Origin of the sequence: Stenotrophomonas sp. SKA14, assembly GCF_000158575.1 — a bacterium.
Lineage (GTDB): Bacteria > Pseudomonadota > Gammaproteobacteria > Xanthomonadales > Xanthomonadaceae > Stenotrophomonas > Stenotrophomonas forensis.
In genome coordinates, this window is record NZ_DS999412.1 from 1054939 (window position 1) to 1068103 (window position 13165).

Consider the following 13165-nt stretch of genomic DNA (forward strand, 5'->3'; position numbering starts at 1 on the left):
AGGCGGGGTGTCCGCGGCATGGATGCCGCGGACAAGCCCCCAGGGATGGGTTCACGGCGTCCCCGCCTGGCCCCACCGCCCCGGCCTAGCGCAATGATCCAGCCGTTCGCACCAGCCACGAGGGGCTCCGCCGTTGGCCGTATCCGCGCCGAAGGCGCGATAATGCCCGGATGGAAACCGTCCGCATCGCCACCCGCAAGAGCCCGCTCGCCCTCTGGCAGAGCGAACACGTCGCCGACCGCCTGCGCCAGGCCCACCCCGGCCTGCACGTGGAACTGGTGCCGATGAGCACCCGCGGCGACGAGGTGCTGGACCGCTCGCTGGCCGCCATTGGCGGCAAGGGCCTGTTCCTGAAGGAGCTGGAGCTGGCCATGCTGCGCGGTGAGGCCGACTGTGCCGTGCATTCGCTGAAGGACGTGCCGATGGAGCTGGACGCGCCGTTTGCGTTGCCGGCGATGCTGACCCGCCACGATCCGGCCGATGGTTTCGTCTCCAACCTGTATGCCTCGCTGGAGGCGCTGCCGATCGGTGCGCGTGTCGGCACGTCCTCGCTGCGCCGCCAGGCCCAGTTGCGCGCGCTGCGCCCGGACCTGGAACTGCTGGACCTGCGCGGCAACGTCAACACCCGCCTGGCCAAGCTCGACAATGGTGGCTACGACGCCATCGTGCTGGCCGTGGCCGGGCTGGAGCGGCTGGGGCTGGGCCAGCGCATCGTCGCGCGCCTGCAGCCGCCGCAGTGGCTGCCGGCGCCGGCACAGGGCGCGGTGGCGGTGGAGTGCGATGGCGGCAACGCACGCCTGATGGCCCTGTTCGCGGGACTTGATGACGCTTCCACGCGCGCCTGCGTGGAGGCCGAGCGGGCGATGAACCGTGCGCTGCATGGCAGCTGCCACGTGCCGGTGGCGGCGATCGCGCAGTGGCAGGGCGATGACCTGCACCTGCAGGGCCTGGTCGGCAGTGCCAGTGATGGCCGCGCGGTACGCGCCGAAGCGGTGGGGCCGGCCAGCGACCCGGATGCGCTGGGCCAGCGCGTGGCGACAATGCTGCTGGACGCCGGTGCCGGCGAGCTGCTGAACGTCTGAGCCACCGTAGGTAGTGCCGGCCGCTGGCCGGCAAGCTGATGCCCCCAGTTGGATGCAGTTGCCGGCCAGCGGCCGGCACTACCCAAAAGAAGAACGGGCGCCTCTGGCGCCCGTTGCTTATTTGAACTTGTAGACCACGTTCATCGTGGTCAGCGTATCGGTCTTGCGCTTGTCCTCGGCCACGTCACTGTTGTAACGCGCCTGCCAGCCGGCTTTCAGCGCCAGGTGCTCGTTCATGCTCACCGAAACACCGAAGTCATTCTGGCCGAAGGTGTTGTACGAACCGGATTCGACCAGCAGGGTGTTGACCAGATCGGTGTTGTCGGTCAGCGAGTACTTCAGGTCGAACAGGCCGCGGCCGATCATGCCGGTACGGGTGCGATCGTCCTCGGTGCTGTGGGTGCGGCGCACACCGGGGCCGATCTGTGCGTCGAAGGAGAAGCGCTCGGTGTTCCACAGGCGGGTGCCGTAGCCCAGACCAAACGAACTCTGGCGGTCGTAGGTGGCGAAGTCGTCGCGTTCGGTACGTACCGTGGCGGTCAGCTGGCGGTGTTCGCCCAGCTGCAGCGCGCTGCCGGCGCTGCCGGTGTAGCGGTTGGCGGTGGTGTTGTTGCGACGGGTGGTGGTGCCGTCGTCGGCGGTCTCGGTCACCTTCGAGCTCGAGCGCAGGCCGAACAGGTCCATGCTGTGCACCCAGTCGCCATCGGTGTAGCGCAGGCGCAGGCGGCCGTTGAAGCTTTCGGTGCTGCTGTTGCCGCGTGCCGATGCGAAGCCGAGCTCGCCGCCGCTGCCGCTCCACGGCGAGGACATCGCCGCCAGTTCGGAGGCATCCTGTGCATACGCGAGCGGCGCGCACAGCAGCAGGGGAATCAGCAGGGACACGCGCAGGGACATCGAGGCTTCTCCGAAGCGATTGACAGCCGGTGATGATACTGGAAGCGTGATGGCGGTCCGAATCGATCCAATGCGCGCTTCAGCGAACGTTGCCGCGATCGCCTATTCAGGGCAGATCGACGCGCAATGCCGGATCGTTGAAGCGCGAGTAGCGCAGGCGCAGCTGGAAGCTGCGGCCATTGCTGCTGCCGCTGCGCACCAGCTGCCGCGGCAGGCCCTGGGCATCGACCCAGTACTCCAGCCGCTCACCGGGCTGGCCGCCACGCAGCCGGTAGTGGCGGGTCTCGACCCCATCCAGCGTCTGGGGGCCCAGGTCCTCGGCCTGCAGGTCGGCGGGCAGCGCATCGGCCGGCAGCGGGTTGCGCCATTGTTCGAGCAGGCCCGGCGGGGCCGGCACCTGGCGGATCGCGCCTTCGGCCTGCAGGAACAGCGTGTCACCGATGATCGTCTGCGGTCCGGCCGGGGTCTGCACGCGGAAACGGTCGGGGGCGACGAAGTCCATGGCGCTGCGCACCGGCTGGGGCGCGCCCAGCACCTCCAGCTCGGCGTGGAAGCTGCGCAGCGCGGCGAAGCGCTGGCTGGCGCCCAGCACGGCCTGCGCCGGATCGGCGGCCGGTACCGGGGCTTCGGTGCTGGCCGGCGCCGGTGCGCGATCGCAGGCGGCCAGCAGCAGGCAGGCCAGCAGGGACAGGGCAGGCAACCGGCGCATCGGGCGTTCCATGGGGGTGGGGGCGACCACGATAGCCCAAACGTCCCACACAAGACCCGCGAGTCGGACATAATCGGGGGTATGGACCGATACGAACGCATTACCGCCCTGCATCGTCTGCTCAAGTCCGCGCGCTATCCGGTGACGGTGGCGACCCTGCAGGACAAGCTCGGTTGTTCCCGTGCCACCGTCTACCGCGACCTGGCCTTCCTGCGCGATGCGCTGATGGCGCCGATCGAGGGCGACGGTGAGGCCGGCTTCCGCTACCACGCCGACGAAAGCGATCGCTTCGAGCTGCCCGGCCTGTGGCTGAGCTCGGAGGAGCTGCATGCCCTGCTGGCCTCGCAGCACCTGCTGGCGCGCACCGGCGGCGGCGTGCTGTCGTCAGTGCTGGCACCGCTGCAGCAGCGTATCGAAAGCCTGCTGGCAGCCCAGGCCGGCGTCTCCAGCTGGCCGGTGGACCGCGTGCGGGTGATCCCGCACCGTGGCCGCAAGTTCGATGAAGGCAGCTTCCGCAGCGTGGCTTCGGCGGTGCTGGAGCGCCGCCAGCTGGCGTTCGAGTACCGCGCCCGCTCCACTGATGAGCCGACCAAGCGCACGGTCTCGCCGCAGCGCCTGACCCACTACCGCGACAACTGGTACCTGGATGCCTGGGACCACGACCGCGACGCGCTGCGCAGCTTCGCCGTCGACCGCATCCACAAGGCGCGGGTGGTCGACAGCACTGCGCGCGATGTTGCCGACAGCGAACTGGACGAGCAGCTGGGCGCCAGCTACGGGATTTTCTCCGGCGCGCCGAAGGGCTGGGCGACCATCCTGTTCAGCGCCAAGGCCGCGCGCTGGGTGGCCGACGAGCACTGGCACTCCAAGCAGCAGGGCCGTTTCCTGGCCGATGGCCGCTATGAACTGAAGGTGCCGTACAGCGTCTCGCGCGAGCTGCTGATGGACGTGCTGCACTATGGCTCGGATGCCGAGATCGTGGAGCCGGTGATGCTGCGCGAGCAGGCCAAGGCCCTGCTCGAGCTGGCCCTGAGCAACTACGACAACGCCTGACCCTTTCCACGAGAACCCCACCGCCCATGAAGAAGACCCTGTTGCTGCCCCTGCTTGCCGCTGCGCTGGCCCTGACTGCCTGCGGCAAATCCGGCGAACCCTCGCAGAAGCTGGTGGTGGCTGCCACGGCCGTGCCGCACGCCGAGATCCTCGAGGTGGTCAAGCCGATCCTCAAGCAGGAAGGCGTGGACCTGGACGTGCGCGTGTTCAACGACTACGTGCAGCCCAACGACCAGCTGGTGCAGAAGCAGGTGGACGCCAACTACTTCCAGACCGAGCCGTACCTGGATGCCTACAACCGCGACCGCAAGACCGACCTGGTGAAGGTGGTTGGCGTGCACATCGAGCCGTTCGGTGCGTACTCGCGCAAGATCAAGTCGCTGGCCGAGCTGCGTGAGGGCGCCGACGTGGTGATCCCGAACGACCCGAGCAACAACAGCCGCGCGCTGATCCTGCTGCACAAGGCCGGCGTGATCGAGCTGAAGGACCCGACCAACGCGCTGTCGACCCAGCGTGACATCATCGCCAACCCGAAGAACCTGAAGTTCCGCGAGCTGGACTCGGCAATGCTGCCGCGTGTGCTGGACCAGGTCGACCTGGCCCTGATCAACACCAACTACGCGCTGGACGCCGGCCTCAACCCGACCCAGGACGCGCTGGCGATCGAAAGCAAGGATTCGCCATACGTGAACTTCCTGGTCGCGCGCCCGGACAACAAGGACGACGCCCGCGTGCAGAAGCTGGCCAAGGCCCTGACCAGCCCGCAGGTGAAGACCTTCATCGAAGCCAAGTACAAGGGCGCGGTGCTGCCGGCGTTCTGACCGGCGCTACGGACGCTCTGGCCATGCGCCAGTGCCGGCCGCTGGCCGGCAATCTGCAGACGCCGCCAAGGATCATGGGGGTGCCGGCCAGCGGCCGGCACTACCCTCAGTCGACGTGGAAGGCGAGGGTGGCAGCTACCGCCTGCTGCCACCCCGCATACAGCTTCTCGCGCCGCGCCACCTCCATCTGTGGCTCGAAGCGCCGGTCCAGGCCCCATTGCGCGGTGATCTGCTCGCGGCTGGTCCAGAACCCCACCGCCAGCCCGGCCAGGTAGGCCGCACCCAACGCGGTGGTCTCGGTCAGCCGCGGCCGCAGCAACGGCACACCGAGGATGTCGGCCTGGAAACCGGCCAGGAAATCGTTGCCGATCGCACCTCCGTCGGCGCGCAGCTCGGTCAGCGCGATCCCTGCATCGGACTGCATCGCATCCAGCACGTCGCGGGTCTGGTAGGCCATCGCCTCCAGTGCCGCGCGCACGAAGTGCGCCTTGCGCGTGCCACGGGTCAGGCCGAACATCGCGCCGCGTACGTCACTGCGCCAATAGGGCGCGCCCAGTCCGACGAACGCAGGCACCAGGTAGGCACCTCCACTGTCGGGCACCTGTGCGGCCAACGCCTGGCTGTCGCCGGCGCGCTCGATCATGCGCAGGCCGTCGCGCAGCCACTGCACCACCGAGCCGGCCACGAAGATCGAGCCCTCCAGCGCGTACTCCACGCGCCCGTCCAGGCCCCAGGCGATGGTGGTCAGCAGTCCATTGCGCGAACGCACCGCCTGGGTGCCGGTATGCATCAGCATGAAGCAGCCGGTGCCGTAGGTGTTCTTGACCATGCCCGGCTGGAAGCAGGCCTGGCCGAACAGCGCCGCCTGCTGGTCACCGGCGATGCCGGCGATCGGGATCGGATGGTCAAAGAAGAACTGTGGCCGGGTGTGCGCGTAGACCGAACTGGAATCGCGCACCTGCGGCAGCATCGCGCGCGGGATGTCCAGCAGCGCCAGCAGGTCGTCATCCCAGTCCAGCGTGTGGATGTTGAACAGCAGGGTGCGCGCGGCGTTGCTGTAGTCGGTCACGTGCGCCTGGCCGCCGCTGAGGTTCCACACCAGCCAGCTGTCGATGGTGCCGAACAGCAGCTCGCCGCGCTCGGCCCGCTGCTGCGCGCCCTCCACATGGTCGAGGATCCAGCGCACCTTCGTTGCGGAGAAGTACGCATCGATCAGCAGGCCGGTGCGCTCGCGCACCAGCGCCTCGTGGCCATCGGACTTCAGCCGCTCGCAGAGGGCATGGCTCTGCCGCGATTGCCAGACGATGGCGTTGTGGATCGGCTGGCCGGTGGCGCGGTCCCAGACCACCGTGGTCTCGCGCTGGTTGGTGATGCCCAGCGCGGCGATATGGCGCGGGTCGATCTGCCCGCGGCTGAGCAGTTCGGTCAACGTGGCATAGACGCTGGTAAGGATCTCGCGCGGGTCATGCTCGACCCAGCCGGGGTGCGGGAAGATCTGCGCGAACTCGCGCTGCGCGCTGCCGACGATGTTGCCGGCACGGTCGAACAGGATCGCGCGCGAACTGGTGGTGCCCTGGTCGATGGCCAGCACGTAGCGGGGCGTCATGCAGCGTCTCCGGTAGCGATGGTATGGGTAGAGTCGAGCTTGCTCGACTGCTCTTCATGCCAGTCGAGCAAGCTCGACTCTACCGTCTATCCATCCATGCCTGCAGCCGTGCCACCTGCGCGGCATCCAGCCACAACCCCAGCTTGCTCCGCCGCCACAGCACATCGTCGGCGTTGCAGGCCCACTCATGCTCCCGCAGGAAATCCACTTCGCGTGCATGCAGGCCCGCACCGAAGTGCTCGCCAAGATCGTCCACGGTCTGTGCTTCACCCAGCAGCATCGCGCTGCGGCTGCCGTAAGCCGCGGCCCAGCGTCGCGCGATGTCCGCGGGCAACCAGGGAGCCAGCGCCCTCAGCTGCGAGCGGGCCTGTGCAGCGTCCCCCCAGTCGCTGCCCGGCAGTGCGGCTCCGGTTGCGGTCCAGGCGGGCCCCATCTGCGGCAGGGCAGGGCGCAGCAGGTCCAGTACCTCTTCGGCCAGTATCCGGAAGGTGGTCAGTTTGCCGCCGAGCACGTGCAGTGCCGGCGCGGGATCGGACTGTACCTGCAGGCGGTAGTCGCGGCTCAGCTTTGCCGCACGCGGGTCCGGGTCGGCCAGCAGCGGGCGCACACCGGCGAACTGCCAGACCACGTCTGCGGGAGCGATCGGTTCGCGCAGGTAGCGGTTGGCCGCATCGCACAGGTAGGCCACCTCGGACGGCAGCACGCTGCAGCGCGCCGGGTCGCCACGGTAATCGGTGTCGGTGGTACCGATCAGCAGGTGGCCATGGGCGAACGGCAGCAGGAACACCACACGTCCGTCGGGCTGCTGCAGCAGGCAGGCACTGTCATCGGGCCAGGGGCGGCGCACCACGATGTGGCTGCCCTGCACCAGGCGCAGGGCGGGACCACCGCTGCGGGCCTGCATTCGTTCCAGCAGGCCACCGGCCCAGGGACCGGCCGCATTGGTCACCGCGCGTGCGGTCACCTGCCGTTGCTGACCATCGCGGGTTTCCAGCACGGCCTGCCAACGGCCCTGCAGCGCACGCAGTTCGGTGCAGCGGCTGCGCACCTGCACCTGCGCGCCGCGCTGCGCGGCATCCAGTGCGTTCAGCAGTACCAGCCGCGCATCATCGACCTGCGCATCGGCATAGCTGAAGGCCTGCCGCAGCGCCGGGGAGAGCCAGGCGCCGAGGGAATCCTGCTGCAGGTCCAGCGCGTGCGAGGCGGGGAACGCAGGGCTGCGCCGGCCCAGGTGGTCGTACAGCCACAGCCCCACGCGCAGCATCCAGCGCGGGCGCAGGTGCGGTTCCCAGGGCAGCACGAAGCGCAACGGATGGACCAGGTGCGGTGCCAGCCGGCGCACCACCTCGCGCTCGCCCAGCGCCTTGCGCACCAGGCCCAGCTCGCCCTGTTCCAGGTAACGCAGGCCGCCGTGGATCAGTTTGCTGCTGGCGCTGGAGGTGTGCGCGGCCAGATCGTGCTGTTCGCACAGCAGCACGCGCAGGCCGCGACCCGCCGCGTCACGGGCGATGCCGGCACCGTTGATGCCGCCACCGATCACCAGCAGGTCGACCTCCTCCATCGCGCCTCCGTGTCCTGTGTCTGTAGAGTCGAGCTTGCTCGACCGCGTTGACGATAGTCGAGCAAGCTCGACTCTACAGACAGCGGGTGACGGAAACGACGACGGGCCCTGCAGGGCCCGTCGTGTTGCATCAATGAAGCGGTGCTGCCTGGATCAGAAGCGGGCGCCGATGCCGAAGCCGACGGTCCACGGATCCATCTTGGCTTCGCCGATCTTCTCGCCGCCGACCTTGATGTCCGGGCGGGCGCGCATGTAGCGGGCGTCGGCACGGGCGAACCAGGTGGAGTTGATGTTCATGTCGACGCCGACGGTGCCGATCACGCCCTTGGCATCCTTGAAGCGGATGTCGGTGTCAGCGCCGTTGCCCAGCTTCTCGTTGCTGAAGCTCGACTGGTAATAACCGACGCCCACGAACGGGCGGAACACGTTGTCAGCCTGGCCGAAGTGGTACTGGCCGCTCAGCGCGATCGGCTGCTGCTCGACCGAGCCCAGGCGGGCATTGTTCGGGCCCTTGAACTTGTTCTCGAACTTGTCGGCAGCGCCCCACAGCTCAACGGCCCAGTTGTCGTTGATGTAGTAGCTGAAGCTGACGGTCGGCGCCGGGCCGCCATCGGTCTTCTTCACGCCGGTGATCGGGTCGTTCTTCGGTTCCAGCAGCGAGATGCCGCCAACAACGGCAAAATGCTTGCCCGAAGCGGTATCGGTGCTGCTGTTGTCCTGGGCGAAAGCGGCCGGCGCGAACGCGGCGGAGGTCAGCAGGGCGAGACTCAGGATACGGATGGAGCGCATGGGGGTATCTCCTAATGTTTCTTGTTTTGGGCCCCCGGTTGCGGGGCGAGCACACCGTAGTCGCCTCAACATGAATCGAATCCGACGCGCGTTAAAAATTAGTTTTCCTTGTTCAGCGACTAGTGCGAAAAGCCTGTATTCATGGGGTTTTTGTACATCCGTGGCATTCATTCAGTTGGAGAAGATGTGAGCGCCGCGACGATGTGCATCGGCCTGCAAGCGCAGGTGAACGTGGATTGCAGAGTGCTGCTGCTGGGTTCGATGCCGGGTGTGGCGTCGCTGCAGGAGCAGCGCTACTACGCGCACCCGCGCAATCGCTTCTGGCCGCTTTTGGCGGAAATCTGCGGGTTTGATGCTGGCCTGCCGTATGCACAGCGGTTGCAGGCATTGAACGTCGCGGGCATCGGCCTGTGGGATGTGATCGGCCAGTGCGAGCGGCGCGGCAGTCTGGACGCTGACATCGTGCGCGGCACGGAAGTGCCCAATGCGCTGCCGTCACTGGTCGCCTCGCTTCCTGAGCTGGAGCTGATCGGTTGCAATGGTGGCGCCGCATCGCAGGCGTTCCAGCGCTGGGTGCTGCCCCGGCTGAAGGCGCCGCCGAGGCTGCTGGCGCTGCCCTCCACCAGCCCGGCCAATGCGGCATGGTCGCTGCCGCGGCTGCGCCTGGCCTGGCAGCCGGTGGCCGACGTGCTGGCGACATCAAGCGGACATCGTCGGGACAATACGCTACCGACTGGTCAGGGCCGCAACCCATGAGCAACAGCGTGTCCCGGCTGCGTGCGTACTGAAAACACCTGTAACGGTTGGCGCTGGGCCCCGCTGGCCGCACAATAGACGTTTCCCTACACCAGATTGCCGGAGTTATCCCCATGGCCGAAATCAAGGAAGCACTTGTCCCCGATATCGGTGACTACAGCGATATCCCGGTAATCGAGGTGCTTGTCGCCGTCGGCGACACGGTCAAGAAGGACCAGGGCCTGGTGACGCTGGAAAGCGACAAGGCGACCATGGAAGTGCCGTCCTCGGTGGCGGGCGTGGTCAAGGAACTCAAGGTCAAGGTCGGCGACAACCTGTCTGAAGGCAAGGTCGTGGCGCTGATCGAAGTGGCCGAAGGCGAAGCTGCGAAGCCGGCCGCACCGGCACCGGCACCGGCCAAGGCCGCTGCCCCGGCACCTGCCACCCAGAGCGCCCCGGCCGCTGCTGCTGCTCCGGCCGCACCGGCCGCCAGCGGTGGCGCCGTTGAAGCCCTGGTGCCGGACATCGGCGACTATTCCGGCATCCCGGTCATCGAAGTGCTGGTCGCCGTCGGCGACACGGTCAAGAAGGACCAGGGCCTGGTGACGCTGGAAAGCGACAAGGCGACCATGGAAGTGCCGTCCTCGGTGGCCGGTGTGGTCAAGGAGATCAAGGTCAAGGTCGGCGACAACCTGTCGCAGGGCAATGTGGTCGCCATCATCGAGGCCGAGGGCGCTGCAGCGCCGGCCCCGAGCAAGGCCGCCGCTGCCCCGGCCGCCGCCGAAACCGCCACCAAGGTCGAGCCGGTCGCCGTTCCGGCCCAGCCGGACAAGCTGGCCGCCCGCGAGATCGCCTCGGCCGGTACCCCGTCCAGCCCGCCGGTGCAGTTCAATGCCGATGGCGTGCTGCCGGCCAAGGTGCCGTACGCCACCCCGGCGGTGCGCGTGTTCGCCCGCGAGCTGGGCGTGGACCTGCTGCAGATCAACGGCACCGAGAAGGGCGGCCGCATCACCAAGGGTGACGTGCAGAAGTTCGTCAAGGCCGCGCTCAGCGGCGGCGTGCCGGCGGCTGCCGGTGGTGCCGTTGCCGCCGGTGGTGGCCTGAACCTGCTGCCGTGGCCGAAGGTCGACTTCAGCAAGTTCGGCGAGACCGAAGTGCAGCCGCTGTCGCGCATCAAGAAGATCTCCGGCGCGAACCTGGCCCGCAACTGGGCGATGATCCCGCACGTCACCCAGTTCGAGCAGGCCGACATCACCGACCTGGAAGGCCTGCGCGTGGCGCTGAACAAGGAGAACGAGAAGGCCGGCATCAAGCTGACCATGCTCGCCTTCCTGATCAAGGCCAGTGCCGCGGCGCTGAAGAAGTTCCCGGAATTCAACGCCTCGCTCGATGCCAGCGGTGAAAACCTGACCCTGAAGAAGTACTTCCACATCGGCTTCGCCGCTGACACGCCGAACGGCCTGGTCGTGCCGGTCATCCGCGACGTGGACAAGAAGGGCGTGGTGCAGATCGCGCAGGAAACCGGCGAACTGGCCAAGAAGGCGCGCGACGGCAAGCTGGGCCCGGCCGACATGAGCGGCGGCTGCTTCTCGATCAGCTCGCTGGGCGGCATCGGCGGCACCGCGTTCACCCCGATCGTCAACGCACCGGAAGTGGCCATCCTCGGCGTCTCCAAGTCCTCCATCCAGCCGGTCTGGAATGGCAAGGAGTTCGCACCGAAGCTGATGCTGCCGCTGTCGCTGAGCTACGACCACCGCGTCATCGATGGCGCCCTGGCCGCACGCTTCACCACGTACCTGTCGCAGGTACTGGCCGACATGCGCCGCGTGCTGCTGTAAGGCACCGCTTCGCCCCCACCGTGTGGCCGCTGCCCCCTGGCGCGGCCGCGTGAACAGATGCAGTGACAGCCCGCCGGCCATGCCGGCCGGGCACGAGGAAAACCACCATGGCCACGATTGAAGTCAAGGTTCCCGACATCGGCGATTACAGCGATGTGCCGGTGATCGAAGTGTTGGTCGCCGTCGGCGACACGGTGAAGAAGGATCAGGGTCTGGTGACCCTGGAATCGGACAAGGCCACCCTGGAAGTGCCGTCCTCGGCCGCCGGCGTGGTCAAGGAACTGAAGGTCAAGCTGGGCGACAGCCTGTCCGAAGGCGCCGTGGTCGTGGTGCTGGAAACCGAAGGCGCCGCCGAAGCCCCGGCCAAGGCCGCGGCACCGGCTCCGGCCGCAGCTGCGCCGGCCAGCAAGCCGCCGGTGACCCCGTCGCACCGCGCCCCGGCCGAGCCGGCTGCGCCGAAGCCGGCGCTGTCCAGCGGCAAGCCGGCCGATATCGAATGCGAAATGGTCGTGCTGGGCTCGGGCCCGGGCGGCTATACCGCCGCCTTCCGCGCCGCCGACGTCGGCCTGGATACCGTGCTGGTCGAGCGCTACGCCAGCCTCGGTGGCGTCTGCCTCAACGTCGGCTGCATTCCGTCCAAGGCGCTGCTGCATGCCGCAGCGGTGATCGACGAAGTGGCCCACGCCGGTGATTTCGGTGTCGAGTTCGGCAAGCCGACCATCACCCTGGACAAGCTGCGCCAGTACAAGGAAAAGGTCGTCAACCAGCTGACCAAGGGCCTGGCCGGCATGGCCAAGCAGCGCAAGGTCCGCAGCGTGCAGGGCGTCGGCAGGTTCGTCTCGGCCAACGAGCTGGAAATCACTGCTGCCGACGGCAGCACCCAGCTGCTGCGCTTCCAGAAGTGCATCATCGCCGCCGGTTCGCAGGCGGTGAAGCTGCCGAACTTCCCGTGGGACGACACGCGCGTGATGGATTCCACCGACGCGCTGGAGCTGGCCGAAGTGCCGGGCTCGCTGCTGGTTGTCGGTGGCGGCATCATCGGCCTGGAAATGGCCACCGTGTATGGCGCGCTGGGCAGCAAGGTCACCGTGGTCGAGTTCATGGACCAGCTGATGCCGGGCGCCGACAAGGACCTGGTCAAGCCGCTGGCCGACCGCCTGAAGAAGCAGGGCATCGAAGTGCACCTGAAGACCAAGGCCTCGGGCGTCACCGCCGATGCCAAGGGCATCACCGTCACCTTCGAAGCCGCCGAGGAAGGCCAGTCGCCGGCCCTGGCGCAGGGCACCTTCGACCGCGTGCTGGTGGCCGTGGGTCGCTCGCCGAACGGCAAGAAGATCGATGCCGAGAAGGCCGGCGTGCAGGTCACCGAGCGTGGCTTCATTCCGGTCGATCGCCAGATGCGCACCAACGTGCCGCACATCTTTGCCATCGGCGACATCGTCGGCAACCCGATGCTGGCCCACAAGGCCACGCACGAAGGCAAGCTGGCCGCCGAAGTGGCCGCCGGCCACAAGAAGGAATGGGTTGCGCGGGTGATCCCGTCGGTGGCCTACACCAACCCGGAAATCGCCTGGGTTGGCGTCACCGAGACCGAAGCCAAGGCCAAGGGCCTGAAGGTCGGCGTGGCCAAGTTCCCGTGGGCCGCGAGCGGCCGTGCGATCGGCATCGGCCGTACCGAGGGCTTCACCAAGCTGATCTTCGACGAAGAAACCCACCGCATCATCGGTGGCGCGATCGTCGGCGTGCATGCCGGTGACCTGCTGGCCGAGATCGGCCTGGCGATCGAGATGGGTGCCGAAGCCGAGGACATCGGCCACACCATCCATGCGCACCCGACGCTGAGCGAATCGGTGGCGATGGCCTCGGAAATCTACGACGGCACGATCACCGATCTGTACATGCCGAAGAAGAAGTAAGGCGCCCGCGCCGTTCCGAACGAAAAGCCCCGGCCTTTGCCGGGGTTTTTTTTCTTCGATCAGGGCTGCGGTAAACGGTGGGGCCGCTGCGCGGGTGGCGGGCATTTCGACAAATGTCCCCCGTCGCCCGCCTGTGGCGGTCGCCTCCTCCTTTACTTTGT

Annotated in this window: 11 protein-coding genes; 6 read left to right on the forward strand and 5 right to left on the reverse strand. The window is 67.7% G+C overall.

The window, feature by feature from the left end; translation table 11 throughout:
* Window positions 1-170 precede the first annotated feature (170 nt).
* Window positions 171-1082, forward strand: coding sequence for a hydroxymethylbilane synthase (hemC, locus tag SSKA14_RS04910; protein WP_008266348.1), 912 nt, complete (start codon window positions 171-173; stop codon window positions 1080-1082).
* Between the two features lie 117 nt (window positions 1083-1199).
* Here the strand turns inward: hemC and SSKA14_RS04915 are convergent, their stop codons facing one another.
* Both SSKA14_RS04915 and SSKA14_RS04920 read right to left on the reverse strand, forming a co-directional pair.
* Entirely contained in the window at window positions 1200-1976 is a 777-nt protein-coding gene (locus SSKA14_RS04915; protein ID WP_006471539.1) for a DUF481 domain-containing protein, read from the reverse strand.
* A gap of 106 nt (window positions 1977-2082) precedes the next feature.
* On the reverse strand, window positions 2083-2685 hold the full coding sequence (locus tag SSKA14_RS04920) for a hypothetical protein (protein ID WP_040007058.1): 603 nt from the start codon (window positions 2683-2685) through the stop codon (window positions 2083-2085).
* Window positions 2686-2766: 81 nt separating this feature from the next.
* Here SSKA14_RS04920 and SSKA14_RS04925 point away from each other — a divergent pair, with 81 nt between their 5' ends.
* Entirely contained in the window at window positions 2767-3738 is a 972-nt protein-coding gene (locus SSKA14_RS04925; RefSeq protein ID WP_008267051.1) for a YafY family protein, read from the forward strand.
* Between the two features lie 26 nt (window positions 3739-3764).
* Window positions 3765-4559: a MetQ/NlpA family ABC transporter substrate-binding protein gene (locus SSKA14_RS04930; protein ID WP_008264544.1), complete on the forward strand. Its 795-nt coding sequence runs from the start codon at window positions 3765-3767 to the stop codon at window positions 4557-4559.
* 106 nt (window positions 4560-4665) lie between these two features.
* Here the strand turns inward: SSKA14_RS04930 and glpK are convergent, their stop codons facing one another.
* The 3 genes from glpK to SSKA14_RS04945 all read right to left on the reverse strand — a co-directional run bounded on the left by glpK (window position 4666) and on the right by SSKA14_RS04945 (window position 8515).
* Complete coding sequence (gene glpK / locus SSKA14_RS04935; protein WP_008268321.1) at window positions 4666-6165, reverse strand: glycerol kinase GlpK; 1500 nt, start codon at window positions 6163-6165, stop codon at window positions 4666-4668.
* A 79-nt stretch (window positions 6166-6244) separates the two neighbouring features.
* Window positions 6245-7726 carry a glycerol-3-phosphate dehydrogenase gene (glpD, locus tag SSKA14_RS04940; protein WP_008266132.1) on the reverse strand — a complete coding sequence of 494 codons (1482 nt, stop codon included), beginning with the start codon at window positions 7724-7726 and terminating at the stop codon, window positions 6245-6247.
* 153 nt (window positions 7727-7879) lie between these two features.
* Window positions 7880-8515, reverse strand: a complete 636-nt coding sequence (locus SSKA14_RS04945) for an OmpW family outer membrane protein (protein WP_008267632.1) — start codon at window positions 8513-8515, stop codon at window positions 7880-7882.
* A 186-nt stretch (window positions 8516-8701) separates the two neighbouring features.
* Here SSKA14_RS04945 and SSKA14_RS04950 point away from each other — a divergent pair, with 186 nt between their 5' ends.
* The 3 genes from SSKA14_RS04950 (at window position 8702) to lpdA (ending at window position 13004) form a co-directional block, all read left to right on the forward strand.
* Window positions 8702-9271, forward strand: coding sequence for a DNA-deoxyinosine glycosylase (locus SSKA14_RS04950; protein WP_083797308.1), 570 nt, complete (start codon window positions 8702-8704; stop codon window positions 9269-9271).
* A 113-nt stretch (window positions 9272-9384) separates the two neighbouring features.
* Window positions 9385-11088 carry a dihydrolipoyllysine-residue acetyltransferase gene (gene aceF, locus SSKA14_RS04955; protein WP_008268821.1) on the forward strand — a complete coding sequence of 568 codons (1704 nt, stop codon included), beginning with the start codon at window positions 9385-9387 and terminating at the stop codon, window positions 11086-11088.
* A 107-nt stretch (window positions 11089-11195) separates the two neighbouring features.
* Complete coding sequence (gene lpdA, locus SSKA14_RS04960; protein WP_008267618.1) at window positions 11196-13004, forward strand: dihydrolipoyl dehydrogenase; 1809 nt, start codon at window positions 11196-11198, stop codon at window positions 13002-13004.
* Window positions 13005-13165: the final 161 nt, after the last annotated feature.

Bases quoted from the DNA above. Each gene is read 5' to 3' on its own strand.
- hemC (WP_008266348.1), top strand. From the start codon at position 171: ATGGAAACCGTCCGCATCGCCACCCGCAAGAGCCCGCTCGCCCTCTGG.
- SSKA14_RS04915 (WP_006471539.1), bottom strand. From the start codon at position 1,976: ATGTCCCTGCGCGTGTCCCTGCTGATTCCCCTGCTGCTGTGCGCGCCG.
- SSKA14_RS04920 (WP_040007058.1), bottom strand. From the start codon at position 2,685: ATGCGCCGGTTGCCTGCCCTGTCCCTGCTGGCCTGCCTGCTGCTGGCC.
- SSKA14_RS04925 (WP_008267051.1), top strand. From the start codon at position 2,767: ATGGACCGATACGAACGCATTACCGCCCTGCATCGTCTGCTCAAGTCC.
- SSKA14_RS04930 (WP_008264544.1), top strand. From the start codon at position 3,765: ATGAAGAAGACCCTGTTGCTGCCCCTGCTTGCCGCTGCGCTGGCCCTG.
- glpK (WP_008268321.1), bottom strand. From the start codon at position 6,165: ATGACGCCCCGCTACGTGCTGGCCATCGACCAGGGCACCACCAGTTCG.
- glpD (WP_008266132.1), bottom strand. From the start codon at position 7,726: ATGGAGGAGGTCGACCTGCTGGTGATCGGTGGCGGCATCAACGGTGCC.
- SSKA14_RS04945 (WP_008267632.1), bottom strand. From the start codon at position 8,515: ATGCGCTCCATCCGTATCCTGAGTCTCGCCCTGCTGACCTCCGCCGCG.
- aceF (WP_008268821.1), top strand. From the start codon at position 9,385: ATGGCCGAAATCAAGGAAGCACTTGTCCCCGATATCGGTGACTACAGC.
- lpdA (WP_008267618.1), top strand. From the start codon at position 11,196: ATGGCCACGATTGAAGTCAAGGTTCCCGACATCGGCGATTACAGCGAT.